18 protein-coding genes are annotated in these 25,861 nt (G+C 65.5%); 8 read left to right on the top strand and 10 right to left on the bottom strand.

Features of this window, described 5'->3' with window-relative positions:
- Positions 1–3: 3 nt before the first annotated feature.
- Together ETC27_RS05515 and ETC27_RS05510 are read right to left on the bottom strand one after the other, a co-directional pair.
- The gene (locus ETC27_RS05515; protein WP_136253997.1) at positions 4–1,398 is read right to left on the bottom strand and encodes a PepSY-associated TM helix domain-containing protein; all 1,395 of its coding nucleotides are present in this window, start codon (positions 1,396–1,398) and stop codon (positions 4–6) included.
- Positions 1,399–1,496: 98 nt separating this feature from the next.
- Entirely contained in the window at positions 1,497–1,925 is a 429-nt protein-coding gene (locus ETC27_RS05510; RefSeq protein ID WP_168709025.1) for a DUF2946 domain-containing protein, read from the bottom strand.
- 491 nt (positions 1,926–2,416) lie between these two features.
- Here ETC27_RS05510 and malE point away from each other — a divergent pair, with 491 nt between their 5' ends.
- From malE to malG, 3 genes are all read left to right on the top strand, one after another.
- Positions 2,417–3,613 carry a maltose/maltodextrin ABC transporter substrate-binding protein MalE gene (gene malE / locus ETC27_RS05505; RefSeq protein ID WP_136253995.1) on the top strand — a complete coding sequence of 399 codons (1,197 nt, stop codon included), beginning with the start codon at positions 2,417–2,419 and terminating at the stop codon, positions 3,611–3,613.
- A gap of 75 nt (positions 3,614–3,688) precedes the next feature.
- Complete coding sequence (malF, locus tag ETC27_RS05500; protein ID WP_136253994.1) at positions 3,689–5,263, top strand: maltose ABC transporter permease MalF; 1,575 nt, start codon at positions 3,689–3,691, stop codon at positions 5,261–5,263.
- 177 nt (positions 5,264–5,440) lie between these two features.
- A complete protein-coding gene (malG, locus tag ETC27_RS05495) occupies positions 5,441–6,331 on the top strand; it encodes a maltose ABC transporter permease MalG (RefSeq protein ID WP_136253993.1) in 891 nt (296 codons plus the stop codon).
- Between the two features lie 330 nt (positions 6,332–6,661).
- On the opposite strand, the gene ETC27_RS05490 is transcribed toward malG, so the two are convergent.
- The 8 genes from ETC27_RS05490 to ETC27_RS05455 all read right to left on the bottom strand — a co-directional run bounded on the left by ETC27_RS05490 (position 6,662) and on the right by ETC27_RS05455 (position 17,289).
- A complete protein-coding gene (locus tag ETC27_RS05490) occupies positions 6,662–7,234 on the bottom strand; it encodes a sugar O-acetyltransferase (RefSeq protein ID WP_136253992.1) in 573 nt (190 codons plus the stop codon).
- A 113-nt stretch (positions 7,235–7,347) separates the two neighbouring features.
- The gene (ugpC, locus tag ETC27_RS05485) at positions 7,348–8,463 is read right to left on the bottom strand and encodes a sn-glycerol-3-phosphate ABC transporter ATP-binding protein UgpC (RefSeq protein ID WP_136253991.1); all 1,116 of its coding nucleotides are present in this window, start codon (positions 8,461–8,463) and stop codon (positions 7,348–7,350) included.
- Positions 8,451–10,136, bottom strand: coding sequence for an alpha-amylase family glycosyl hydrolase (locus tag ETC27_RS05480; RefSeq protein WP_136253990.1), 1,686 nt, complete (start codon positions 10,134–10,136; stop codon positions 8,451–8,453). The genes ugpC and ETC27_RS05480 overlap by 13 nt, the downstream gene beginning before the upstream one ends.
- Before the next feature lie 118 nt (positions 10,137–10,254).
- A complete protein-coding gene (gene malT, locus ETC27_RS05475; protein ID WP_136253989.1) occupies positions 10,255–12,966 on the bottom strand; it encodes an HTH-type transcriptional regulator MalT in 2,712 nt (903 codons plus the stop codon).
- Positions 12,967–13,126: 160 nt separating this feature from the next.
- Positions 13,127–14,182 (bottom strand): SPFH domain-containing protein, encoded by a 1,056-nt coding sequence (locus ETC27_RS05470; protein WP_136253988.1) that lies wholly within the window; start codon positions 14,180–14,182, stop codon positions 13,127–13,129.
- A 2-nt stretch (positions 14,183–14,184) separates the two neighbouring features.
- Complete coding sequence (locus ETC27_RS05465; RefSeq protein ID WP_136253987.1) at positions 14,185–14,655, bottom strand: NfeD family protein; 471 nt, start codon at positions 14,653–14,655, stop codon at positions 14,185–14,187.
- A gap of 105 nt (positions 14,656–14,760) precedes the next feature.
- The gene (locus ETC27_RS05460) at positions 14,761–14,967 is read right to left on the bottom strand and encodes a hypothetical protein (RefSeq protein ID WP_136253986.1); all 207 of its coding nucleotides are present in this window, start codon (positions 14,965–14,967) and stop codon (positions 14,761–14,763) included.
- A 99-nt stretch (positions 14,968–15,066) separates the two neighbouring features.
- Positions 15,067–17,289, bottom strand: coding sequence for a vWA domain-containing protein (locus ETC27_RS05455; protein ID WP_136253985.1), 2,223 nt, complete (start codon positions 17,287–17,289; stop codon positions 15,067–15,069).
- 146 nt (positions 17,290–17,435) lie between these two features.
- Between ETC27_RS05455 and ETC27_RS05450 the strand changes: the two genes are divergently transcribed.
- The 5 genes from ETC27_RS05450 (at position 17,436) to ETC27_RS05430 (ending at position 25,790) form a co-directional block, all read left to right on the top strand.
- On the top strand, positions 17,436–18,761 hold the full coding sequence (locus ETC27_RS05450) for a DUF2252 domain-containing protein (RefSeq protein ID WP_136253984.1): 1,326 nt from the start codon (positions 17,436–17,438) through the stop codon (positions 18,759–18,761).
- Between the two features lie 46 nt (positions 18,762–18,807).
- The gene (cysK, locus tag ETC27_RS05445; protein WP_136253983.1) at positions 18,808–19,779 is read left to right on the top strand and encodes a cysteine synthase A; all 972 of its coding nucleotides are present in this window, start codon (positions 18,808–18,810) and stop codon (positions 19,777–19,779) included.
- A 78-nt stretch (positions 19,780–19,857) separates the two neighbouring features.
- Complete coding sequence (locus ETC27_RS05440) at positions 19,858–21,936, top strand: DNA recombination protein RmuC (RefSeq protein WP_240724815.1); 2,079 nt, start codon at positions 19,858–19,860, stop codon at positions 21,934–21,936.
- Positions 21,937–22,045: 109 nt separating this feature from the next.
- Positions 22,046–24,022 carry a PhoX family protein gene (locus tag ETC27_RS05435; protein WP_136253982.1) on the top strand — a complete coding sequence of 659 codons (1,977 nt, stop codon included), beginning with the start codon at positions 22,046–22,048 and terminating at the stop codon, positions 24,020–24,022.
- Between the two features lie 229 nt (positions 24,023–24,251).
- On the top strand, positions 24,252–25,790 hold the full coding sequence (locus ETC27_RS05430; protein ID WP_136253981.1) for a glycoside hydrolase family 32 protein: 1,539 nt from the start codon (positions 24,252–24,254) through the stop codon (positions 25,788–25,790).
- The last annotated feature ends 71 nt before the right edge of the window (positions 25,791–25,861 follow it).

Here is a 25,861-nt window from a genome sequence, read left to right as displayed (position 1 = left end):
CGCCTAGCGAGAGCCGCTCGCCGCTTCGCTGGCCGGCATGCGCTTGTCGCGGCGCAGCCCGTCGATGGCCAGCAGCACGACAAGGCTCACTCCCATCACCGGCATGGCGATGCCCAGACCCAGGGCGATAACGCCGAGCCCGGTCAGCGTGGCCGGCGGCAGACGGCGCAGTAAGGGCCACAGCGCTTGGCCGTTGCCTGGCTGCCGGCGACGCCACCACATCATGTACCCCCAGCTGACCATGACGATGATGCCGATCCCAAGACCCGCCAGCAGCAGTTGATTGGGCAGACCGAACAGCACGCCCATGTGGGCATCGATGCCCCAGCGGGTCAGCTTGGCGGGCAGCGGATAGTCCTCGAAGCGCACCCGCTCGAGCACCTCGAGGCCCTGCGGATGAATGGCCACCTCATCAACCTGAGAAGGCCAGCCGCGATCAATCTCGCGCACTTTCCAGGCCTGCCCTGGGCCGGGCACCCTGAGTTCGATCTTGCCAGCATCCAGGCCCGCTTGACGGGCCACGGCCAACACGCGGTCGATATCGTCTGTTTCAAGAGGGGCCTGCTGGCTGTGTGATGCTTGATGCTCCGCGTGGGGATCGGCGGCCACTGACTCGCCCAGTTCCAGCGACACACGGGGTGTGCCCCAGCCGCCGGCCTTGAGCAGGGTGAAGAAATTGGCACCGGCCCATTTCGACCAGGTCATGCCGGTGGCCGAGAGCGCGAGCAGCCCCACCAGTAACGTGAGGCCCAGCAGGCTGTGACGACGGCGGGTGCGCAGGCGCTGCGCGGTGCGGGTCTTTTTGCGGGCATCGACTTTAGGCGTCGCCGAGAAGGCCCAGATGGCCAGGCCGCCCAGTGCGGCGAGCCACAGCCAGGAGGCGGCCAACTCACTGTAGAGCCGACCGATATCGCCCTGCATCAGATTACGATGCAGGTGGTCGATGAAGCGGCGAAGTGGCAGCACGCCGCTGGTGCCGTAGACCGTCAGGTCACCGCGCACCGCGAGGCTTTCAGGGTCGATGAAGATAGCGCGATGCTCGCCAGGGTCGAGGCTTGGGTCGGCGAACATCACCCGTGTGGTGGCACCGGGTTCGGGAGCCGGGCGCACGGCACTAACCGCGAGGTCGGCATCCAGATAGGTCCTGGCCGCGGCGATCTGCTGAACAAGTGACGCCGGGGCGGTTCCGCTCTCGGCAGAGTCGGTGGCAAGCGCCTCCTGATAGATCGCCTGCTCCAGCGCCGGGGTCAGCGCATAGAGCGTGCCGGTCAGGGCGGCGAACAGGATAAAGGGGCCGACCAATAGGCCTATATAGCCATGTAGGCGGATGATCAGCGACTTGAGGGTACTGGTAGTGCGCGGCAACGCCGCCGCTTCGGTCGTCGGGTGTTCGTTCATTGGATATCTCTGATGGGGTAAGCGTCGTCCTGGCGGATGGCCGCAGGGCGCAGGCCCACCGGGACGACGACCATGGCCACCGTCCGGTAGGTAAAGGATCACGACATCAGAGTCTGGGGCGGTGCGCGGGGCGCAAATCGCGGATAAGAGGGCTCGGGGCAGGGCTGTGGGCGTGTTGCCAACGGCCGTGGGTGAGCGGGTGCGGGCGGTGTGGCGAGCACGGCTGGTGCCGGCACAAGCCCGGGCGTGTGGGCGAACAACTCGCAATAGCCACAGACGGCCATGGCATTGGAGTGGTGCATCTTCTCGCCATGATGGGCGTGCTCAGGCCTATCAACGCCGCTGGTTGCCTGTGCCTGAGCCTGATGCGCCATGGGCATGTCGCTGGGCGCCTGCATCAGTAGGCGCTGCGACTGGCTGATCAGCGGGCCCACCAACACCAGCAGCATGGCGGCGAGTGCCAGCCAGGCCATGCGGCGGTAACGGCGCATCAGTCGCCCGGTGTCGCGATACGCGGCGCTGGCCATGCAAGGAGAGATTGGCCTTGGCAAGAGAAGCATCCTGAGCGGGACAACGAAAAGACATAAAAGCGGCCAGATGCGACCGATGGCTAACGAAGCTTACTATATAGCATAGCAGCGCTTCTGCATGCTCTGCCGGTGATGATGGCGACCTAGGCGGCGTCACAGCGCTCGACCATCTCGGCGAAGGCCTCGCGGTTGTCGTTGCGCGAGGTCAGCGCATAGCTCACCGGCTGTTAGCGGGCCCATCAGGCCCCGTCGACGGCGTCGAGAGCGACATGCTCGTTGGTCGGCGAGACCCTTTACGGCATCTAGCCAGGCCTCCTCCCGGAACGTCCGGCTTTCCCTCTCCCTACGCCCTGACCTTACGCCTCCTCCTCCCCCCGCGGGGAGGAGGCATACGGGCGGCTGAATGGCGACCCTGAGTGGATGGCCGGCCCCGAATGACGGGACCGTGCTTCCCGACATGACGCTGTACAACAACAAAGAGGCTCGACATGACACGACGCCATGCTTTCCTGACGCCGCTGGTGGCCGCCGGCCTTAGCGCCAGCGCCGCGCTGCCGGCCATGGCCTTCGAGGACGACACCCTTACTGTCTGGATCGGCGACAACAAGGGCCCTCAGGGCATCCGCGAGGTAGCCGAGCGGTTCACGGCCGACACCGGCATCGCCATCGACATCGTCCATCCTGATGACATGACCAATCGCTTCCAGCAGGCCGCCGGTAGCGGCCAGGGGCCGGACATCGTGGTCTTCGCTCACGACCGCATCGGGGAATGGGCCCAGAGCGGGCTGCTCAAGTCCATTGCCCCCTCCGACAGCTACCGCGACCGCTACTTCGACTTCACCTGGGACGCCGTCGAGTGGAACGGCGAGACCTATGGCTATCCCATCTCGGTGGAGTCGCTGGGCCTGATCTACAACAAGGCCCTGGTGGAGACGCCGCCGGAAAGCTTCGACGAACTCGCCGCGCTCGATGCCGAGCTTCAGAAAGAGGGCAAGAAGGCGATCTTGTTCAACTACGGTGAGCCCTACTTCAGCTGGCCCCTGCTGGCCGCCAATGGTGGCTATGCGTTCCAGCATACCGACAGCGGCTACGACACCAGCGACATCGGCGTCAACCATGCCGGCGCGGTAGCGGGAGCCAAGCGCCTGCGCGAACTGATCCACAGCGGCGTGCTGCCCGAGGGCACCGACTACAGCGTGACGGACACCCGCTTCAACCGCGGCGAGGTGGCCGCCATGATTAGCGGCCCCTGGGCCTGGAGCAACCTGGAGAAGAGCGGCATCGACTTCGGCGTGGCGCTGCTGCCCAGGGTCGGCGACGAGCGGGCCAAGCCGATGTTTGGGGTGATGGCGGCGATGATCAACTCGGCCTCGCCCAACGACTTCCTGGCCACCGAGTTTCTCGAGAACTACCTGCTCGAAGAGCAAGGCCTGCGTACCTTCAACAGCGATGGATCGCTGGGCGCCGTGGCCCACAAGGCCTATCAGCAGGACCTGGAGTCCGACCCGCGGATCGCCGCCACCCTGGCGAACGCCGAGTTAGGTTCGCCGATGCCCAACATCCCCGAGATGGGGGCCTTCTGGTCGGCCATGGAGCCGGCGCTGCAGAACATCGGCAGCGGCCGCCAGTCGCCGCAGGCGGCGCTGGACGCCGCCGCCGAGCGCATGCGCACCGCCATCGAGTGACGCTTCCCTTCCCGTGTCCAGGCCCCCGGCCGGCCGTGCACCCTCGCCAGGCCGGGGCAGACCTCAGGTGACCCCATGTTTGTAACCAACGCCTCGCGCGGCTTGCCGCGCCATCGCTCCCGCGCTCCCGCCGAGCGCTACAGCCGCTGGGCGCTGCGCGCCCTGACGGCACTGCTGGTGCTCGGCACGCTATGGCTGGTGGTGGCCTTCCACCTGCGCGGCCAGTGGATGTTCTCGCTGCTGTTCTTGGTGCTGGGTGCCAGTCTGGCGATCGTGTTCGGCAAGCGCCAGCTGATGAGCCACCGCTATATCTTTCCGGCGCTGGCTGGGATGGGGGTGTTCGTGATCTTCCCCCTGGTCTATACCATCGGCATCAGCTTCAGCAACTACAGCTCGAGTAACCTGCTCAGCGAGGAGCGGGTGCGTGCCCAGTTCCTCGATCAGACCTACCAGGCCGAGGGCCAGGCCTTCGATTTTGAGCTGGTCCGTGAGGGCAATCGGACGCGCCTCTACCTGGAGGCCGAGGCTTCAGGGGCGGCGGGGGAGGCCAGTCGGCTGGTATCCCGGCCGCTGGCACAGGCCGTGGAAGGGCAACCGCTGGCGGTCGAGCCGACTCAGGCGGCCCCCTCCGGCGAGGCGCTGGGCATCCGCGAGGTGATCGCCAACCGTGAGGCTCTCGAGGCCCTGAGCCTAGTGACGCCGGACGGCACCGAGCTTCAGATGGCGGGGCTACGCAGCTTCGCGCCGATGCTGCCGCGCTTCGAGGCGAGCCCCGATGGCAGCCTGACCGACCTGCGTGATGGCACCACCCTGACACCGAACCAGGAGACCGGCTTCTTCGTTACCGAGGATGGCGAACGCCTCACCCCCGGCTGGCCGGTGTCGGTGGGCCTGGACAATTACACCAAGATCTTCACCGATCCGGACATTCGCGGGCCCTTCCTGCAGATCTTCGTCTGGACCTTCGTCTTCGCCGGGCTGACGGTAGCCTTCACCCTGGCGTTGGGCTTTACTCTGGCCGCCTTGCTGCAGTGGGACCAGCTCAGGGGCAAGGCCGTCTACCGCACCCTGTTGATCCTGCCCTATGCGGTGCCGGCCTTCATCTCGATCCTGATCTTCAAAGGCATGTTCAACCAGCACCACGGCGAAATAAACCTGATCCTCGAGAACCTGTTCGGCATCAGCCCCGACTGGTTCACCGACCCGGCGATGGCGCGCACCATGCTGCTGATCGTCAACACCTGGCTCGGCTACCCCTACATGCTGCTGCTGTGCATGGGCCTGATCCAGTCGATTCCCCGCGATCTTTATGAGGCCTCGGCGGTGGACGGCGGCGGGCCGCTGACCAACATGCTGCGCATCACCCTGCCGCTGATTTTGAAGCCGCTGACGCCGCTGCTGATCGCCGCCTTTGCCTTCAACTTCAACAACTTCGTGCTGATCGCCCTGCTCACCGGCGGCAAGCCGGACATCCTCGGTGCCAGCACCCCGGCGGGCACCACCGACCTGCTGGTCAGCTATACCTACCGCATCGCCTTCCAGGATGCCGGCCAGAACTTCGGTCTGGCGGCCGCTATCGCCACGCTGATCTTCCTGCTGGTGGTCGGGTTGTCGTGGCTCAATTTGCGCCTGTCCAAGGTCAAGGTGTAGCAGTCTGTCGAACTTGACGCTGACCTGCTGCAAAACCCGGGCTTTCGGCCAGTTTCATGCGATCAGATTCGTTAAATAGCGGGCTATTCGCCTCATCCGATCGATAAACCTGTCGCGAAATCCGTCTTTTTCGCGACGATCGGTCAAATCCGACAGACTGCCAAGAGGAGTCGTCTCATGGCCATGGTTCAACCCCGTTCCATCCGTGCCCGCAAGCTGGGCGCTCACCTCGCGCTGCTGGGCTTCGTCAGCCTGGTGGTGTTCCCGCTGCTGCTGGTGATCTCGATCTCCTTCCGCGAGGGTAACTTCGCCACCGGCAGCCTGATCCCCGAGCGCTTCTCGCTGGAGCACTGGGCACTGGCCTTTGGCATCCCCTGGGAGCGCCCCGACGGCACCGTCGTCCAGCCACCGTTCCCGGTGATGCTGTGGCTGTGGAATTCGATCAAGGTGGCGGTGGCGTCATCGCTGATGATCCTCGCCCTCTCCACCACCAGCGCCTATGCCTTCGCGCGCATGCGTTTTGCCGGCAAGGCGCCGATCCTCAAGGGCATGCTGATCTTCCAGATGTTCCCGGCGGTGCTGTCGCTGGTGGCACTCTATGCGTTGTTCGATCGCCTCGGCCAGCTGGTGCCCTGGCTGGGTCTCAACACCCACGGTGCGCTGATACTGGCGTCGCTGGGCGCGGTGGCGCTGCATATCTGGACCATCAAGGGCTACTTCGAGTCCATCGACGGCTCGCTGGAGGAGGCCGCCATGGTCGACGGCGCCAGCACCTGGCAGGCCTTCTACCATATCCTGCTGCCGCTTTCGGTGCCGATCCTGATGGTGGTGTTCATCCTCGCCTTCATCATGTCGATCATGGAGTACCCGATGGCCTCGGTGCTGCTGCTCGACGAGGATAAGCTGACCCTGGCCGTCGGCGCCCAGCAGTATCTCGCCGAGCATAACCAGCGCTGGGGCGACTTCGCCGCCGCGGCGGTGCTCTCCGGACTGCCCATCACCCTGGCTTTCCTGCTGTGTCAGCGCTGGATCGCCGGCGGGCTCACCGCCGGCGGTGTGAAGGGCTGAGCCCCACCCGATTTCCTCGTCCCGACAGGGACTCCCTGCTTCCCCGGCCAGTCGGCCGGGGTTTTTTTATGTGGGATAAGGCCTATTGTGAGGAGTAGCTCAACGCCGGTCAGTCGGCGTGGAAGCCGTCCCGCGCCGAGTCGCTGGCGAACGGCCGGCAGTGATAGTAGGCATCGGGCTCATGGGGCTTTCCCTGCCGAAGGAGGGAAGGTTCCTCATCAAGGCTGCATGTAGTACGGCAACGCAAACGCCCCGACGCAAGCGCCGGGGCGGGAACAGTGAAGGTATATGAGCGAGCCCGCTGCGATGATGGAGCGGCCCCTCGCGGGGTCATTCTTCCATTGTTCGGTTCTCGATCTTGCGAATGACACGACAGGGATTGCCCGCGGCAAACACATCGGCCGGGATGTCGCTCGTCACGACACTGCCCGCGCCAATGACGCTGCGCGGGCCGACCGACACGCCCGGGTTGATGATGGCGCCGCCCCCGATCCAGCAGTCGTCGCCAATGTCGATGGGACGCCCTGCCTCCAGCCCGGCGCGACGGGTCTCGGCGTCCAACGGGTGGGTAGCCGTATAGAGCTGTACGCCTGGACCTAGCAGTACGTGATCGCCGATCGTCACCGGTGCGACATCCAGCACGACGCAATTGAAATTGAAGAAAACCTTATCGCCCAACCAGATATGACAACCATAGTCGCAGTAGAAAGGCGGTTCTATCCAGAGATCTGGCTTGGCATGGGGAATGAGTTCTCCTCGCAAGCGGGCGCGCTCGTCCTCTTCATCATCACGGCTGTCGTTGAAGGCCCTCGTCAACAGGCGTGCCCGGCGGCGTAGTGCCTGTAATCCGGCATCGCAGGGATCATAGAGTTCGCTCGCCAGCATTTTCTCGCGTTCGGTCATTCGTATCGCCCCGTGTCGCGTGTCCAGGCCCCACATTGGGGCCAATTGGGTGATATTGCTCGTCGGCCCGGGCTGACCAGGGACAAGACGTGGGCTCGACGTGAGCAGGCACCTCAGTGGGCGATGCCGGGGATCTCTACCTGACGCGGGCAGGCCGTCCCGTCCGACGCGAAGAGGTGGCAATGCTCGCCGTCTAGGCCCAGCTCGACGACTTGTTGCTCCTCGAGCTGGGCCAGGCCGTCGAGGCGCTGCGTCACGGTGCCCTCGGCGCCCTCGACTCGCAGGTGGGCGAGGGTCTCGTAGCCGAGCTTTTCGGCCACCATCAGCTTGGCCTGGAGGATCGCCTCGCCTTGCTCGGGGGCGACGAAGTCCTCGGCGCGAATGCCCAGGGTGGCCGTGTCGCCGGCCTTGAGGCCGCGGCCGTCCACCGCCACGGCCAGGGTCTCGCCGGCGGGCAGGCGCACGGTGGTGTGCCGCGGGCCCGGGTCGACCACCGTCACCGGCAGGGTGTTGATGCGCGGCGAGCCGATGAACTCGGCCACCTCCAGCGACTTCGGGAAGTGATAGAGCGACAGCGGTGCGCCGACCTGGGCGATGCTGCCGCTCGACAGCAGCACGATGCGGTCGGCGAGCGTCATGGCCTCCACCTGGTCGTGAGTCACGTAGATCATGGTGGCGCCGAGGCGCTTGTGCAGCTCGGCGATCCGCACCCGCATCTCGACCCGCAGCGAGGCATCGAGGTTGGACAGTGGCTCGTCGAACAGGAACACCGCCGGCTCCTTGACCAGGGTGCGGCCGATCGCCACCCGCTGGCGCTGGCCGCCGGAGAGGTCCTTGGGCTTGCGCTCGAGCAGCGGGGTCAGCTGCAGGATGCCGGCGGCGTGCTCGACCCGGCGGTGTATCTCGGCCTTGTCGGTACGTGCCAACTTGAGGCCGAAGGCCATGTTCTCTGCCACCGTCATGTGCGGGTAGAGCGCGTAGGACTGGAAGACCATGCCGATGTCGCGCTCCTGGGGCGGGATCTCGTTGATCCGTTCGCCGTCCAGGCACATTTCGCCGCTGCTGATGTCTTCGAGCCCGGCGATCATGCGCAGCAAGGTCGACTTGCCGCAGCCCGAGGGGCCGACGAAGACCACGAACTCGCCATCGTTGATGGCCAGGTCGATGTCGCGCGAGATCTCGACGCCGTCGTAGTCCTTGCCGATGCTTTCGAGTGTCAGACGTCCCATGAGGCTTCCTCCGAATCGGTGGGGCAGCGAGCGATGGCGATGCCATACGCCGGGAGAGTGAGAGTGCCATCCTGCCAGGCGCCGTTGACCATCGCCGGGGCCTCTTCGAGCGCGCGCGCGGCGCGTGGCGCCGGCAGCTCGCGGGGCTCGTCGGCGAAGTTCAGCGCCACCAGCAGGCGCTGGCCGGGATCGCTGGAAGGATGGCGACGCTCGAGGCACAGCACCTCGTCATGCACTGGGTGGTAGCGGATCTCGCCCTTGACCAGCGCCGGCTGGGTGCGGCGGAAGGCCAGGAAGGCGCGATAGGCGTTGAGCAGAGAGTCCGGATCGCCGTCCTGCTGATCCACGGCTAGGCCCAGGTGGGCCTCGGGCACCGGCAGCCAGGGGGTATCCGTGGAGAAGCCGCCGTGGGGCGCATCGGCCTTCCAGGGCATGGGCGTGCGGCAGCCGTCGCGGCCCTTGTAGGCCGGCCAGAAGGTGATGCCGGCAGGGTCGACCAGCTGCTCGAAGGAAAGCTCGGCCTCGGTCTGGCCGAGTTCTTCGCCCTGATAGAGGCAGACACTGCCGCGTTGGGTGAGCAGGAAGGCCATATAGAGCCGCAGTGCCGCGGCATTGCCCTCGGCATCCCATCGGGTGGCCAGGCGGGTCACGTCGTGGTTGCCCAACGCCCAGCACGGCCAGCCATCCTCAATGCGTGACTCCATCTCGGTGAGGATGCCGCGCAGGTGTTCGGGATCATGGCGCTCGCCGAGCAGGTCGAAGGAGTAGGCCATGTGCAGCCGCTTGCCGCCCTGGGTGTATTCGGCCATCACCCCCAGCGAGTCGTCGTCGCCCACCTCGCCGACGCTGGTGGTGCTGGGGTACTCGTCGAACAGGGCGCGAAGCCGCTCGAGGACGGTCAGGTTCCCCGGTTGAGTCTTGTCGTGGATATGGAGTTGATAGCCATAGGGGTTGTCGGGACGCACTCCGATGAAGCCCTCGGCGATCTCCTCGCGGGGCGGATTATCCTTGAGCTCGCCATGGGTACAGAAGTTGACCGCATCCAGGCGGAAGCCGTCGACACCTCGCTCAAGCCAGAAGCGCACCTCGCCGAGGATGGCTTCGACCAGCTCGGGGTTCTGGAAGTTGAGGTCCGGCTGCTCGACCAGGAAGTTGTGCAGATAGTACTGGCAGCGGCGAGTGTCCCACTGCCAGGCGGAGCCACCGAAGATCGCCTGCCAGTTGGTGGGCGGGGCGCCGTCGGGCTTGGGGTCGGCCCACACGTACCAGTCGGCCTTGGGGTTGTCGCGGCTCTGTCGGCTCTCCTGGAACCAGGCATGCTGATCGGAGCTGTGGGAGAGCACCTGGTCGATGGTGACTTTGAGCCCCCGGGCATGGGCGGCCTCCACCAGGCGGTCGAAGTCGGCGAGAGTGCCGAACATCGGCTCGACGTCTCGGTAGTCGCTGATGTCGTAGCCGAAGTCCTTCATCGGCGAGGTGAAGAAGGGCGATAGCCAGATGGCATCGACATTCAGCGAGGCGATGTAGTCGAGCTTGTCGATCACCCCCTGCAGGTCGCCGATGCCATCGCCGTTGGTGTCCAGGAAACTGCGCGGGTAGATCTGATAGATCACCGCGCCACGCCACCAGTCGGCGCCCTGTTTGCCGAGATATCGTGAAGTTTCTGTGGTCATTGGCCTTGTCCTTAGTCGTCGGTCGCGAGGTCTCGCGCCATGGTGGCGGGAGTGCCGACGGGAGGAATCCTCCCGTCGGGGACAAGGCAGGCGTAGATGGGGGGAGGAGAGAGCGGAGTTACGCTCCCTGGATGCGGGCCAGCAGGTCACCGGCCAGGGCGATGGCCTCCTCGCGGCGGCGAATGTTCTGCTTCTGGTAGAGGCTGCGGATATGCGTCTTGACGGTGGTGGGGGCCACCGAGAGCTGCTCGGCGATCTGCTCGTTGGACAAGCCGGCGTGGATCAGGCCCAGGATCTGCCACTCGCGACGGGTCAGCGGCGAGGTGCGAATCAGTTCGGGCACATCGGGGCGGGTGACGATGTCGGCGATCACGGCGTCGTCGAGCATCAGGCGTACTGCTCGGCCGAAATCGCGCTGGCGACCGACGAGATGGACCAAGCGCTCGGCCCGCGCGCGGGACATTGCGTCGAGCCCACCCCGCTCGAGCAGGACCGCGAGCATCTCGACCAGCGGCTTGCCCAGGCGCAGAAAGCTACCGGTGAGGGAGGTGCGCGAGGCCAGCTCGAGGGCCGTCGTCATATGTGTCAGCGCCGCTGCCTCCTGGCCGCACTGCCACTCCAGCGCCGCCAGGCACAACCGGTTGCGATTGGCATCGGTGACCAGCCCGAAGCGCTGGGTCTGTGTCTCCAGGGCCTCCAGCAGCCCCCGGGCCTCGTCGGCTCGCTTGAGTAGCATCAGCGCGCGGGCGTGGTTGCGCACGTTGGCCTGGGCAAAGTGGTTGCTGGCGGTGTCGGGTTCGACCGGTGGTGCCTCCTGCAGCCAGCGGGCCACCGCATCGCGGTCGTCGTTGGCCTGCCACCAAGCCAGCAGGGTGGCATGGGCATTGGCGCGCCAGTCGATATGATAGTCGCCCTCGGCCAGTATCTTGCGCAGCCGGCGGACATGGTCGGCGCACTGGGCCTGGTCGCCGCGGGCCAGGGCGACCTTGGCCAGGCCGACGTGACACTGCAGGGTCCAGTGCTCGCCCTGATTGTCGAGCACGGCGATACCCGCCAGCGCCGCTTGCTCGGCCTCGTCCAGGCGGTGCCATTCCCACAGCAGCTGGCTGCGGATGCGATACAGGAACTCGGCCACCGGCAGGCGATCCAGGCCGCAGTGCTCGATATGCGCGAAGGCGCGCTCCTGGATGTCGAAGGCCGCCTGCAGCCGTCCCTGGGCGACCAGGGTCTCAGAATGGTGGCACAGCGCCCACAGCATCAACTGGTCATCGCCGATGTGCCTGGCGTGCTTTTCCACCGCCTGGATGCGGGTCAGGGACTCCTCGAGATGACCCTGGACGAAGCGTGACTCACAGAGAATGGCGCCGGCCGAGACGGGGGTGGCGGCCAGGTAACGCGCCGGCAGGGTGAGGGCCTGCTCGGCAAGCGGTGCGGCCCGCTCGGCATCGCCCTGGTTGATCGCCAGTTGTGCGCGCAGGGTGGCGAACTCGGCGGAGAGTTGCTGCCAGGCGGGTTCGTCGAGTTGGGCCTCGATCCAGCCGATGGCCTGGGCGGTACGGTCGAACTGGTACTGGGCGTGGGACACCCAGCCGTGGATCAGCGTGAGGCGCGGTAAGGCGCCGACACGCGGCTCGCCGAGCGTCGTCAGGGCCCGCGCCAGCAGCGCGAAGTGGCCGTGGGCCAGCAGGTAGGGGCCTTGATCCTCGAGCAAGGCCACCAGGGCGTCGGGGTCGTTGGCCTCGATCGCCTGGGCCACTGCCAGGGCCGGGTCGCCCAGCGCCAGCCAGGCCTGGCTGGCGCGGCCGTGGAGCCGGCGCTGGGTGTCCAGGCTCAACTCGTGGCGGCGGTGACGCAGGTACTGGGCGAACAGGGCATGGAAGCGGTACCACTGGTCGTGGGGGTCGGGGCGATGCAGGAATAGCCCGGCCTGCTCCAGGGCCTCCAGGCGCTGCGTGACCCGCTCGCCCTCCAGCAGGCGTGCCACCAGCGCCGGCGAGAATCGCTCCAGCACGCCGAGCTGCAGCAACAGTTGCTGGTCTGGGGCGTCGAGGCTGGCGTTCAGCAGATCGTCGAACCAGGCCACGAAATCGGGGTGCGCCCCGGATAGTCGCTCGAGCAGCGCATCGAAGCCGGCCCGGGTGGTGGTGCGCTCGATCAGCCAGGTCAGGGCCATGGGCCAGCCCTCGGTCAGGCGCAGGGCACGCTCCAGGCTGACCCGGGTCGGCGGGAAGCTGAGTTGCTCGGCGCACAGGGTCTGGGCCTCCTCCAGGTCGAGGGCCAGTTGCGCCGCGTCGATCTCCTCCAGCTCGCCACGCAGGCGCAGGGCCGGCAGGCCCAGGGCCGGGCGGGTGCGCGACACCAGCGTCAGGGTCAGCCAGCGTGGCTGGTGGCGCAGCCAGTGGGCGAGCCCCTCGAGGATGGCCGGGTGGCGGATGTGTTCGAACTCGTCGAGCACCAGCCGGCAGGGGGTGGCCTCGGCGGGCAGGCTGGCCAGCCAGGCCTCCAGCTGTGCATCCAGGGGGAGGGCGTCATCCATGGCCGGCAGCGAGACGGCCAGGTGTTCCCGGCACAGTTGCGCTAGGGCGGCGGCGAAGTAGGCGACGAAACGCGCCGGCTGGTCGTCGCGGCGATCCAGGCGCAGCCAGGCGGCCCGCTGCTCGAGGGCAGGAAGCCGCTCGGCGACCAGGGTGCTCTTGCCGTAGCCCGGCGGCGCCTTGAGCAGCAGCACCCGCACGCGCTCGTCGAGCACGAAATGGTCATTGAGGCGCGGGCGGGCCACCAGCGACAGCGGTAGGGGGGGCGGCGCGAGCTTTTCCTGGATCAGCGGCATCGGGGCTCCCGAGACGAGCGTGGCTGGCCCGGTAGTATGCCCGATGGGCCCGGAGGACCGGGAGCGACTACGACGAAGGTCTGGGGCGCGGGGCTGGCTCATGAGCCCCGCGTCGATCACGGCGAGGGCGTCACCGTCATGAGCCGGCCTGGTGTCTGTCTCAGCTCCCCGAGCCTGAACCGGCACCTCCCATCATGCCGCTGCGCAAGCCGGTCTGGCTGGCGCTAGACTTGAGATGCTGACCCACGGTGTCTTCCGGGCTGCCGGCCATTTCGCGGAACATGCCCATCGAGCCGAGTAGCGCCGAGGATTCATAGGGCACGAAGACCCGTTCGCCGTCCTTGGCCATGGTCGGCAGCACCTTGATGTAGCTCTGGCCCAGCAGGTAGCCGACCACGGTGCGCTTATTCTCCTCGCTCTCGCCGATGGCGTTGAGCACCAGCTTGATCGACTCCTGCTCGCCCTGGGCGCGCAGGATGGCGGATTCCTTGTCGCCTTCGGCGTTGAGGATCGCCGATTCCCGCTGACCTTGGGCCATGGCGATGGCGGCGGACTTCTCGCCCTCGGCCTCGGTGACGGTGGCGCGACGCTTGCGCTCGGCGGCCATCTGCAGGCGCATGGCGGACTCGACCTCTTCGGGCATGGCGATGTCCTGCACCTCGACCCGGGATATCTTTACGCCCCACTTCGAGGCCGGCTCCTCCATCGAGGCCTGGATCTCGTTGTTGACCTCGGCGCGGGACTCGAACAGCTTGTCGAGTTCCATCTTGCCCACCACTGAACGCAGGGTGGTCTTGGCCAGCACCTCCACCGCCTGGCTCATGTTCTCGACCTCGTAGACGGCGCGCTTGGGGTCGATGATCTGGTAGTAGAGGGCGCCGTTGATGGTCACGGTGACGTTGTCGGTGGTTACCACCGGCTGGCCTGGGAAATCCATCACCGTTTCGCGGCGGTCGATACGGACCTCGTCGCTAGTCAGCGGCAGATATTCTTCGCCCATCTTCTTGTAGCGGATCATGGTGATGGCGCGGGGCTGCTCGATGAAGGGAATGATGATGTTGATGCCGCTCTCGAGCACCCGACTGAACGAGCCCAGCCGCTCTATCACCATGACCTCTGACTGGCGCACGATCACCAGCCCCTTGGCGATGATCAGAATACCCATGACGACCACGATCAGGCTGAGAATCAGCCCCGGGCTCAACGGAAAGTCCATTTTTACGGCTCCTGTGATGAGGGGTTGGCGGATGCCAACTCAACGATGGCGGTGGTGCCATCGAATTCCTTGAAGATGACCTTGGTACCCGCAGGCAGTCGGGTAGTAGTAGAGCCATCAACGCGCAGACGATAGAAGTCGCCATTGATCTTAAGGCCGCTGGCGCCGTCGAAGTCACGTTCGATGGTCACGTAGCGATGACCGCGTTCCACTCCGGTGCCGGTGGTGCCGTAGGCCACGCCCTTGGGCGAGAAACGCGGGCGGATCACCTTGATGGTGAGCGGCACCAGCACTCCGGAGAGTACGCCCATGGCCAGCAGTTGCCCGCTGAAGGGCAGCCCTATCGCGGCGGTGGTGGCAGTCAGAGCGGCGGCGATGGCCAGCGCCAGCAGCAGCAGGGCGCCGGAGGTCAACTCGGCAAGGCCAAGTACCAGTGCGGTGGCGAGCCAGAGCATCGCGGGTGTCCATTCCATGGCTATTCCTCAGGTGGCCGGTCCAGCGTCTCATGGCGCCTTGAATCGGGCGCTGGCGATGAGTGGTCTAGCTCGCTGTGTTAAGTGATGTGCTTTGTCAGGCCCTCAGCGCGGCGCATCGCTGATCGCGCGGGGCTCGCCGTTCTCATCGAGAATCACCCCGGGTGAATAGGGCGTGGGTGTCTCGTCACCGGGCGCGCCGAGCACCGTCTCGCGGTGACCGTCCGGGTAGGTGTTGATGGTGCAGCCGGTCAAGACGGTCAGCGATGGCAGCAGGCACAACAGGATAAGGGGGCGGAGCAGGGACGTCATGAGGCGGGCCACCTGTGCAGGAATATTAGGAATCCACTGCGCAGGATACAACGCCCGCCGCGACCGAGCGAGGCCCGGCCGCGGCCAGGTCGTCATGGATCAGTCCGGGGCCGCACGGATCTCGAGCCTGACACTGGCCAGCACCTTGCTTCCCTGGCGTTGGACATAGCGAATCTCGTAGTCGCCGGGTTCGGTCGGCAGGGTCAGCGTCAGCGGGCTGCCCTGACGGGTATAGGCATAGCTCTGGTACTGGTGCGACGGCTGTTCGGGAGCGGCGATGCTCAGGTAGTCGCGGGGATAGTCGGGACCCTGCCAGGTGATTTCCAGGGACTCGCCGGCGAGGGCGCTGGGCGGGGCCTCGAGGCTGGCGGTGACCGCAGTGATCGTGATCGGTACGTGGGCGAGCACCTGGCTGCCCTGGCGCTGGATGTAACGAATCTCGTAGTCGCCGGGTTCCGGCGGCATGGTCAGCGCAAGCGGGCTACCCGTCCGGGTGTAGGCGTAGTTGGCGTACTGATGAGGCGGCTGGTCGGGGGCGGCGATGCTCAGGTAGTCGCGCGGGTAGGCCGGGCCCTGCCAGACGACCTGCAGGGTGTCGCCGGCGAGGGCGCTGGGCGGGGCATCGATACTGGCAGTGACCGCGGTGATCGTGATCGGCACGCGGGCGAGTACCTGGCTGCCCTGGCGCTGGACGTAGCGGATCTCGTACTCGCCGGGTTCCGGCGGCATGGTCAGCTCGAGCGGGCTGCCGTCGCGGGTGTAGGCGTAGTTGGCGTACTGATGAGGTGGCTGACCCGGGGCGGCGATGCTCAAGTAGTCGCGGGGATAGTCGGGGCCCTGCCAGGCGATCGTCAGAGACTCGCCGGCCGGGGCGTTGGGCGGCGCCTCGAGGCTGGCGGTGACCGCGGTGATCGTGATCGGTACGTGGGCGAGCACCTGGCTGCCCTGGCGCTGGACGTAGCGGATCTCGTACTCGCCGGGTTCCGGCGGCATGGTCAGCGTGAGCGGGCTGCCGTCGCGGGTGTAGGCGTAGTTGGCGTACTGATGAGGCGGCTGGTTCGGGGCGGCGATGCTCAGGTAGTCGCGGGGATAGTCGGGACCCTGCCAGGCGATCGTCAGGGACTCGCCGGCTGGGGCGTTGGGCGGCGCCTCGAGGCTGGCGGTGACCGGGGTGATCGTGATCGGCACGCGGGCGAGCACCTGGCTGTCCCGGCGCTGGACGTAGCGGATCTCGTACTCGCCGGGTTCCGGCGGCATGATCAACGTGAGCGGGCTGCCGTCACGGGTGTAGGCGTAGTTGTCGTATTGATGAGGCGGCTGTTCCGGGGCGGCGATGCTCAGATAATCCCGTGGCTCGTCGGGGCCCTCCCAGACGACCTGAAGCGCTTCGCCGGCCGGGGCATTGGGCGGCGCCTCGAGACTCGCGGCGGCCATCGGCACTTCGAGCGGGAGGCTCAGGGTGCGGGCGGGCCCCGCCTCGAGGGTGAAATCGAGGTCGGCGCGGGTGGCGTCTGCCGGGCGCACGACCTCGGCGCGGTAGTCGCCGGGGGCCAAGGCCATATGGATGCCGGCGGTGTCGATATCGGACAGGAGTGGGGCGGCGTCGCCTTGGGGGGTCAGGGTCCAGCGCAGGCCTTGAGTGATGATCGGCCCATCCTCGCCCTCGGTGGCCCGGAGGCGCGTATCCACCATCACCGGCTCGGGGGGCTCGCTGACCGTCTTCAGGGCCTCGCGGAGCTCGGTGGCCGTGGCGGCGGTCAGGAAGCGGCCGCCGGTGGCTTCGGCCAGGCAGGCCAACTGACGTTGGTCTTCCTTCGCTCTGACGTCGAAGCCCACCACATGGGCCGTGAAGTCGACGCCGGTGGCCTCGAGTTGACGGCCCACCTCACAGGGATCCAGGTCGCAGGTCTCGCGGCCGTCGGATACCAGGATCACGCTGGCGCGTTCCTCCTCGTACTTGAGCGTCTCGGCCGCCTGGATGACCGCGGCGCTCAGCGGGGTCTTGCCCTTGGGCGAGATGCCGCTGACCGCGCGGCGAATCGTCTCACGCCCTCCCGGGGCCGGTGGCACCAACACCTCGATGTCGCCGCAGTCGCCCTTGCGGCGATGGCCGTAGGCGATCAGTCCCAGGCTGTCGGTGTCATCGACGGCGTCGAGCAAATCGCTAAGCACTCGCTGGGCGATGGTGATCTTCGCCTCACCGTCGATCTGGCCCCACATCGACCCCGAGGCGTCGAGCACCAGGATGCTGCGAGTCTCGGCGCTGGCTGGCAGTACCGCGAGGGTCGCCACCAGGGCGAGCGAGAAGGCAGTGAGGCGCATGGGCAGATCCCCCGTCAAGCGTTGCTTTTAAGCTTAGTAAGCCCCGCTGAGGCCGCCAAGCGGCGGCGAGGTATCTTCCACAAGACTTTGTGCCTAGCATGGGAGAGCCACCCTGGATGTCCCGACAGCTCGAGGAGTCACGTCACATGTCGCAACCTCTGACGCGCCATAACCGCCCCCAGCAAGTGCTGGACGCCATCGATACCGCCAATGCACGACTTTCCGATGCCGACAGAAAGGCCAAGTTCGGCAAGCTGGCAGAGTCGCCGTATCGCTTCTTTCGGGGCACCAACCACCTCTACTGGGACGATGTCTGGCATGACTGGCGATTCGCGCTGTTCGGTGGTTTGCCCGAGACCCAGACCTGGCTGCAGGGGGATGCGCATGCGTACAACTTCGGCGCCTACGGCCATCATGACGATGCCGTGCGTTACGGCATGGATGACTTCGACGATGCCCTGATCGGCGACTATCAGTACGACCTGTGGCGCCTGGCCATCAGCCTGGTTCTCGATGCCCGCGAGAATGTCGGCCTGTCACGCAAGGGGACCCGCAAGGCCCTGAAGAAACTGCTCGAGAGCTATCACGATGAGCTGGCCGGACATGTGCGCGGCGAGACGCCCATGGCGGTGACCCTGGAGACCGCCAAGGGACCGCTGGCGCCTTTTCTCGAGAAGGTGGCGCGCAAGGAAAGCCGCGCGAAGATGCTCGACAAGTGGACCACCCTGGATGAGTCGGGGCGGCGTTTCGCCTTCGAGGAACGGCCTGAGAAGCTGGCTCGCTTGCCCGCCCACCTGGGGAGTCAGCTGCGCAAGGCCATCGAGGAAGAGTACCGGGATACCCTCGGCGGGCGTCGCGCAAAGGCCGAAGAAGACCACTTCCGGGTCAAGGACATGGCACGGCGTCTCGATGCCGGTACCGGTTCACTGGGGCTCGATCGTTACTATGTATTGATCGAAGGCGGACGCGACCATGAGCATGACGACGTGATTCTCGATGTGAAGGAGCAGACGCCGCCGGAAGGCTGGCGCAAGATGAATGCCGCCGAAAAACGTGCCTGGAGAGCGACCTTCCCTCATGAAGGCACCCGTCATGCCGCCGCCTTTAGTGCTATTGCCGAGCACCCTGATATGTATCTTGGCTGGCTGCACCTGGGAGACACGGTGTTTTCGGTGCGTGAGCGGTCGCCGTTCAAGGAGGACTTCCCCACCCACAAGCTCGACGGCGCCAAGCCCTACCGTCAGCTGGTCAAACAGTGGGGGCGAATTCTCGCTCGCGAGCACCTGCGCGGTGCACGCGCACTGAACCAGGAAGACCCGGCGTGCTTTGCCCGCAATGTCTGTGAGTGCCTCGATGGTCGACAGGAAAAATTTGTCGACGTGGTGTCCACGCTGGCTCTGACTTATGCCGACTGTGTGGCCCAGGATTACCGGACCTTCGTCGAGGCCCGTGCGCCAAAGCCCGTACAATGATCGGCTTAATTCCTATTTCATGCAGACATCAACCAAGGAAGGACACATGGCCAATATCCACGATGACAACTCGCTCGCGATCGGCAACACCCCACTGGTCCGCCTCAACCGGGTCAGTGAAGGCGCGACCATCTGGGCCAAGATCGAGGGCCGCAACCCGGCCTATTCGGTGAAGTGCCGGATCGGCGCGGCGATGATCTGGGACGCCGAAGAGCGCGGCGTGCTCACATCGGGCATGACCATCATCGAGCCGACCAGCGGCAATACCGGCATTGCGCTTGCCTTCGTCGCCGCCGCCCGTGGCTACAAGGTGATGCTGACCATGCCGGCCTCGATGAGCCTCGAGCGGCGTCAGGTCCTCAAGGCGCTGGGCGCCGAACTGGTGCTGACCGAGCCCGCCAAGGGCATGCCGGGCGCCATCGCCAAGGCCGAGGAAATCGCCGCCGCCGAGCCCGGTCGCTACTTCATGCCCCAGCAGTTCGATAACCCCGCCAATCCGCGTATCCACGAGACCACCACCGGCCCCGAGATCTGGAACGATACCGACGGCGCGGTGGATGTCTTCGTTGCCGGCGTGGGCACCGGCGGCACCCTGACCGGCGTCTCGCGCTATCTGAAGCAGACCCGGGGCAAGGCGATCCACAGCGTCGCCGTCGAGCCTACTGCCTCGCCGATCATCACCCAGGCGCTGGCCGGCGAGACACTATCGCCCGCCCCGCACAAGATTCAGGGCATCGGTGCCGGTTTCGTGCCCAAGAACCTCGATCTCGATCTGATCGACCAGGTCGAGCAGGTCAGCAATGAGGACGCCATGGCCATGGCGCACCGCTTGATGCTGGAGGAAGGCATCCTCTGCGGCATCTCCTGCGGTGCAGCCGTGGTGGCCGCGGTGCGCGTCGGCCAACTGCCCGAGCATCACGGCAAGAATATCGTCGTGGTCCTTCCGGACAACGCCGAGCGCTACCTGAGCTCCGCGCTCTTCGCCGACTCCTTCGGCGATCAGGAAACCGTGCAGTAAGATCACGTCAGGCCGGCCGCCGCCAGCATCTGCTGCCGGCGTGCCTTGCCGGCCACGCTTCATTACAAGGACGCATGCATGACCCTTGATCCGAGACTGATGGCCGCGTTGGCGGCCTTGGTGGCCTTCGCACTGGGAGTCCTGGTGACATCGGTGCTTGCCAAACGCCGGAGCCGGGCGGCGCTTAAGCAGGCTTACGCCGAGGCAGAGGCGCAGCTGGATTCACTGCGCGAGGAACTGGCGCGTCAGACGGATACCCTGACGGCCAAGGAGGCCGTCATTGCCGAACGCGAAGCGGCACTGGCCGAGAAGCGCGAGGCGCTTTCCCAGTCGGAGCTTGCCCGGGCGCGGCTCGAGACCGAGCTTTCAAGCCTGCGTGACGCCTTGGCGGCCCGTGAAGAGGAGAGGGCGCGGCTTGATGATGAGCTGACCGCGTCTCGCCAGCGCTCGCAGACGCTGGGTGAAGAGAAGGCCACGCTGACCGAGTCGCTGACCCGGCTGCGCGAGCATCAGTCGGCGCTCTCGGACGGTTTCCACGAACGCCTGTCTGAGCGTGAGGCACGCCTCGAGCGAGTGGAGTCGCAGCGCGCCAAACTCGAACAGGCTTTGGAAGAGAGCCAGGAGCGAGTCGCGGACCTGCGCGAGAGCCTGCGCTCGGCGAGTACCCAACGCGACGAAAAGCAGGCGGCGTTGGTCAACTATCAGGCCTGGTGGGAGCGCGAGAAGGCGGCCCGCGAGGCGCTGGCCGAGGAGCTCTCGGCGCTACAGACCACTCACGGCGAGCTGAAAAGCACGCTGTCCCAGAAGCAGCAGCACTTCGATGAGCAGCTCGCGTTGGTCAAGGAGAGTCGCGATCAGTTGAAACAGGAATTCGAGAATCTTGCCAACGAGATTCTCGAGCGTAAGGGCAAGGCCTTCTCGGACATGTCCCAGCAGCGTCTGACGGGCCTCTTGCAGCCAATCCAGAACGAGATGAAGGGCTTTCGTGAGAAGGTCGAGTCGATCCACCAGCAGGAGAGTGAGCAGCGCGTGCAGTTGCGTACCGAGCTCAAGCACCTGCAATCCTTGAACCAGGCGATTACCGACCAGGCCGATAAACTGACCAACGCCCTGCAGGGCCAGAAGAAGATCCAGGGCAACTGGGGCGAGCTGATGCTCGAGAATGTGCTGGATGGCGCTGGCCTGCGTCGTGGCAAGGACTATGACCGTGAGGTCAGCTTCACGACCGAGGACGGCCGCCGGCGCCCGGATGCCATCGTCTACCTGCCCCAGCAAAAGCATCTGGTGATCGACGCCAAGACCTCGCTTGCCGCTTATACCCGCTACGTCAACGGCGACAGCGACGCCGAGCGCTATCAGGCCCTTTCTGAGCACTGCAAGGCGGTGGGGGATCGCATCACCGAGTTGTCCGATCGTCACTACTACGACCTGCCGGGGCTCAATTCGCCGGAAGTGGTGGTGATGTTCATTCCCGTCGAGTCCGCCTACGTCGAGGCGCTCAAGCATGACGAGAGCCTTTATCAGCGCGCCATCGAGAACAACGTGCTGGTGGCCACGCCCACCACCCTGCTGACCAGCCTCAACATCGTGCGTCAGCTGTGGCGCTTCGAGGATCAGAGCCGTCACTCGGCGGAGCTTGCCAGCCGGGCCGAGAAGTTCTACGACAAGCTGCGTGTCTTCCTCACCAGCATGGAAGACGTCGGCAAGAAGCTCGACGGCGCTCGCCTGAGCTACGACAAGGCGATCAACCAGTTAAGCGCCGGCAAGGGCAACCTGATCAAGCAGACACACGAGTTTCGCGAACTCGGCGTGGCGGTAAAGAAGGAACTGCCACGGGAGCTTACCGAGCGGGCCCGACTGGAGCTCGACCCCGGCGGTGCGGCCGAGACTAACGAACCGGCTCGCGGCGATGGCAATGACGCTGAGGCGATCGAAACGACGCAGGAGGCCGAACCGGACGGCAAGCACCCGAATGGCAATGATCAGGACGGTACGGATCAGGACGGCAAAGAACCGGGGATAGAAAAGCCAGGTACAGAAAAGCCAGGTACAGAAGAGCCAGGTACAGAAGAGCAGGGCGAAGGGGGGTACCGTGAACAGGAGGCAGAAGCGTCTTCACGTCCAACGCTTGCATGGCAGTCATCGCAGCGACCCTGAGGCGGGCCTGACTTCATACTGACATCAAGTCATCACGCCGCTGTCATGGGAGAAGCGGCATGCTATCAGCCCGACACGATATGCCACTGGCTGATAGAGGATGATCCCCATGGTGTTTAATCGCCGCGCCCATTTCGAAGATGCCGAAGACACGCCCAGCAACCCGGTGATCAGCGAGCCGCTTGGCGACATCATCGCCAGGCGCTATTCACGCCGCGGCTTTCTCAAGGGCATGAGCTATGGTGGCTTGGGTGTCGCTGCGATTGGGGCCATGAACCCGCTGACCGCGGCCATCGCCAATGAGGCCGGTAGCGCCGGCCGCTTCGCCTTTGACGAGATCGCCCACGGTGTCGATACCACCCACCACGTCGCCGAGGGCTATGACGCCGACGTGCTGATCCGCTGGGGCGACCCGCTTTTCACCGATGCCGAGGCATTCGACCCGCAACGTCAAAGCGCCGATGCTCAGGAGCGTCAGTTCGGCTACAACAATGACTATATCGGCTTCGTGCCGCTCAATGGCAACCCGGACCACGGTCTGCTGGTGGTCAACCACGAGTACACCAACGAGGAACTGATGTTCCCCGGCCTGCCGGGCCCGCTGGATGAGCACGACTTCACCGGTCTGACCCGGGAGCTTGCCGAGATCGAGCAGGCCGCACACGGCCTCTCGGTAGTCGAGATCAAGCGGCAAAACGGCAAGTGGCAGTATCTCACGGACAGCCAGTACAACCGTCGCATCACGCCGCGTTCCACCGAGATGGCCATCAGTGGCCCGGCGGCTGGCGATGCGCTGATGCAGACCAATGCCGACCCGTCCGGTCGCTCGGTGATCGGCACCTTCAACAATTGCGCCGGCGGCAACACGCCCTGGGGCACGGTGCTGACCTGCGAAGAAAATATTCATTACTACTTCATGGGCGACACGAGCGGTCACCCGAATGTCTCGCTGCTCGAACGCTACGGTATCCCGGCCATGGGCTATGCCTGGGGTCGCTATGACGATCGCTTTGACATCGCCAAGGAGCCCAACGAATCCAATCGCTTCGGCTGGGTGGTCGAGATCGACCCGATGGATCCGAGCTCGACCCCGATCAAGCGCACCGCGATGGGCCGCTTCAAGCACGAAGGTGCGGCGAGCGTGATCTCAAGCGATGGGCGTCTGGTGGTCTACATGGGCGATGACCAGCGCTTCGACTATCTCTACAAGTTCGTGACCCGCGATGCCGTCGATACTGCCAACCCGGCGGCCAATCGCGATCTCCTGGATCATGGCACGCTGTATGTCGCACGCTTCTCGGCCGACGGTCAGGTCGAATGGCTGCCGCTGATCCATGGTGAGGGACCGCTGACCGCCGAGAATGGCTTTGCCAGCCAGGCCGAGGTACTGATCAAGACGCGCCTCGCCGGTGATGCTCTGGGCGCCACGCCGATGGACCGCCCGGAAGACGTCGAGGCCAACCCCGAGACCGGCCGCGTCTATGTGATGCTGACCAACAATAACAAGCGTGAGCCGGACCAGGTCGATGCCGCTAACCCGCGCCCCGACAACACCTTCGGCCATATCATCGAGATCGCCACCGAGAACGGCGACCATGCTGCTACCCGTGATGGCTGGGAAATCCTGGTCAAGTGTGGCGATCCGGACAAGGCCGAGGTGGGCGCCATGTGGAATCCGGCCACCAGCGAGAATGGCTGGTTTGCCGCCCCGGATAACTGCGCCGTCGATCATCGCGGCCGGCTGTGGGTGACCACCGACCAGGGCAGCAACTGGGCCAAGTCCGGCACCGCCGATGGCGTCTGGGCCCTGGAGACGCAAGGGGAGCGCCGCGGCACCGGCAAGATGTTCTTCCGCGTGCCGCTGGGCGCCGAGATGTGTGGCCCCTGCTTCAGCCCGGACGACAGTGCCCTTTTCGTCGCCGTGCAGCATCCGGCCTCCGACGGTACCCAGGCCTTCCCGGGTCGCGAAGACCGCCGCTCCTCCTTCGAGGACCCGGCGACCCGCTGGCCGGACTTCAAGGACGGCATGCCGCCGCGCCCCTCGGTGGTGGTGATCACCCGCCAGGGCGGTGGCAGCATCGGCTGAGGTGGTTGCCGGTTAAGCACTCATTCCGGCCATAATGCTGACCTTCCCGTACTGCGGCATGTAAGGCCCTGCGCATTGCCGCGGGGCCTTACTATTTCTTGCCCGTTCGCCTCTGATAGTGGCCCCAACACGAATCGCCTTTACCGAATCGTGTTGGGGCCTATTGACTCTGTGACCCAGGTGGTAGGGTCGTCCTTTTCGTTTCGATGCCACCTGCCGCGAGCCTGACATGAGCGATGCTATTGATCCGACGCCGGCATTCCGCCCGCTCTTGCACTTCACGCCGCCCAAGGGCTGGATGAACGACCCCAACGGGTTGGTGCATCACGCCGGGCAGTACCACCTCTTCTATCAGTGCTACCCGGATGACACCGTCTGGGGGCCAATGCACTGGGGGCATGCCAGCAGCCGCGACCTGGTGCACTGGACCCATCGGCCGGTGGCGCTTGCACCCGACGCGCACGGCATGTGCTTCTCGGGCAGTGCAGTGGTCGATTGGCAGCATAGCTTCGTCGCGGAATGCGAGATCACTACGGTGCCGCGCAAGGCCGTATGCGGCACCCTGCGTGCCGACATGGTCACGCCGCTGGTGGCCTTCTTCACCCGCCATGTGCCGGGTGAGTCACCCGAGTTCGATCATCAGTGCCAGGCGATGGCGGCCAGCCGTGATGGCGGTCGCAGCTGGCAGACGTGCGATAAGGCGATTCTCGACAACCCGGGCCTGCAGGATTTTCGCGATCCCAAGGTGTTCTGGCATGCCGAAAGCGCGCACTGGGTGATGGTCCTCACCGAAGGCCAACAGCTCGGTATTTATCGTACCCAGGGCGGTGCTGAGTGGGAGAAGGTGTCGGTGTTCGGCGCCGAGCACGGTGCTCACGATGAGTGGGCCTGGGAGTGCCCGGATCTTTTCCCTTTGCCCATCGAAGGTAGCCAAGGGGAGCAGGGGGGTGACGTCGAACGATGGGTGTTGATGGTCGGCGTGCAGCGCTGCGGCCCAGCCGGCGGTTCTGGCACCCAGGTGTTCATCGGCGACTTTGACGGGATCGACTTTACGCCGCATCAACCACCGGAGACCGTTACCTGGTTTGATCTGGGGGCTGACTGCTACGCCGCTCAAAGTTGGTCGGATCACCCCGGCGAGCGACTGGTCATCGGTTGGATGAGCAACTGGCTATACGCGAACGAGACCCCGACAGGTGACTGGCGTGGCGCGATGACGATTCCTCGAGCGTTGAGCCTGCATCCTGATGAAGGCGGCGAGGGTCATGTGCTGCGTCAGGCGATTCCTGAGCAAGTCCGCCGCAGCGCCGGTGCCCTCGATGCCTTGGTGGTACCGCGTCGGCCGGCGCCCGGCAGCGTACTGGAACTCGGTGAAGCCGAGGCCGCGCTTACCGAGTTTCGGCTCCAACTCTCGACCGGTGCCGCGGTGTCGTTGCGCCCCTTCGGTGACGACAGCCTGATCTTTCGGTTTGAAGGTGTTGAGGCGGGTCTTGATCTGACGGTCGAGCGCCATTTGCCGGGCAATCCTTATCCTGGGCCGGAGGCGGCACTGGTCGAGCACTTTCCCCATCAGATTCACCATCATTTGCCGGCGGGGCCGCGTGTCGCCTGTCAGTTGCTGCGCGATAGCTGTTCGGCGGAGCTATTCATCGATGAAGGACGATGGGTGCTCACCGAACTTGCCTTTCCCGCGTCGCCGGGTCCGACAACCCTGTGTGTTGAGCGCGGCGAGGTCGGCCTTGGCGCCGTCAGTGGGCGTCACTGGTAAGTGGCCGTAACCGTGCCTTTAGTGCTGAATGAGGTGCGTTACCAAGCCTTTTCAATGGGGCTATTTGCGCA

The organism is Onishia niordana, from assembly GCF_004798965.1.
Taxonomy (GTDB): Bacteria; Pseudomonadota; Gammaproteobacteria; order Pseudomonadales; family Halomonadaceae; genus Onishia; species Onishia niordana.
The sequence above is the reverse complement of the archived record's forward strand: the minus strand, read 5'-3'. Positions and strand labels throughout refer to the sequence as shown.

What these genes read in the sequence shown, in the direction of transcription:
- ETC27_RS05515 (WP_136253997.1), bottom strand. Translation starts at nt 1,398, where the DNA reads ATGAACGAACACCCGACGACCGAAGCGGCGGCGTTGCCGCGCACTACC.
- ETC27_RS05510 (WP_168709025.1), bottom strand. Translation starts at nt 1,925, where the DNA reads ATGGCCAGCGCCGCGTATCGCGACACCGGGCGACTGATGCGCCGTTAC.
- malE (WP_136253995.1), top strand. Translation starts at nt 2,417, where the DNA reads ATGACACGACGCCATGCTTTCCTGACGCCGCTGGTGGCCGCCGGCCTT.
- malF (WP_136253994.1), top strand. Translation starts at nt 3,689, where the DNA reads ATGTTTGTAACCAACGCCTCGCGCGGCTTGCCGCGCCATCGCTCCCGC.
- malG (WP_136253993.1), top strand. Translation starts at nt 5,441, where the DNA reads ATGGCCATGGTTCAACCCCGTTCCATCCGTGCCCGCAAGCTGGGCGCT.
- ETC27_RS05490 (WP_136253992.1), bottom strand. Translation starts at nt 7,234, where the DNA reads ATGACCGAACGCGAGAAAATGCTGGCGAGCGAACTCTATGATCCCTGC.
- ugpC (WP_136253991.1), bottom strand. Translation starts at nt 8,463, where the DNA reads ATGGGACGTCTGACACTCGAAAGCATCGGCAAGGACTACGACGGCGTC.
- ETC27_RS05480 (WP_136253990.1), bottom strand. Translation starts at nt 10,136, where the DNA reads ATGACCACAGAAACTTCACGATATCTCGGCAAACAGGGCGCCGACTGG.
- malT (WP_136253989.1), bottom strand. Translation starts at nt 12,966, where the DNA reads ATGCCGCTGATCCAGGAAAAGCTCGCGCCGCCCCCCCTACCGCTGTCG.
- ETC27_RS05470 (WP_136253988.1), bottom strand. Translation starts at nt 14,182, where the DNA reads ATGGACTTTCCGTTGAGCCCGGGGCTGATTCTCAGCCTGATCGTGGTC.
- ETC27_RS05465 (WP_136253987.1), bottom strand. Translation starts at nt 14,655, where the DNA reads ATGGAATGGACACCCGCGATGCTCTGGCTCGCCACCGCACTGGTACTT.
- ETC27_RS05460 (WP_136253986.1), bottom strand. Translation starts at nt 14,967, where the DNA reads ATGACGTCCCTGCTCCGCCCCCTTATCCTGTTGTGCCTGCTGCCATCG.
- ETC27_RS05455 (WP_136253985.1), bottom strand. Translation starts at nt 17,289, where the DNA reads ATGCGCCTCACTGCCTTCTCGCTCGCCCTGGTGGCGACCCTCGCGGTA.
- ETC27_RS05450 (WP_136253984.1), top strand. Translation starts at nt 17,436, where the DNA reads ATGTCGCAACCTCTGACGCGCCATAACCGCCCCCAGCAAGTGCTGGAC.
- cysK (WP_136253983.1), top strand. Translation starts at nt 18,808, where the DNA reads ATGGCCAATATCCACGATGACAACTCGCTCGCGATCGGCAACACCCCA.
- ETC27_RS05440 (WP_240724815.1), top strand. Translation starts at nt 19,858, where the DNA reads ATGACCCTTGATCCGAGACTGATGGCCGCGTTGGCGGCCTTGGTGGCC.
- ETC27_RS05435 (WP_136253982.1), top strand. Translation starts at nt 22,046, where the DNA reads ATGGTGTTTAATCGCCGCGCCCATTTCGAAGATGCCGAAGACACGCCC.
- ETC27_RS05430 (WP_136253981.1), top strand. Translation starts at nt 24,252, where the DNA reads ATGAGCGATGCTATTGATCCGACGCCGGCATTCCGCCCGCTCTTGCAC.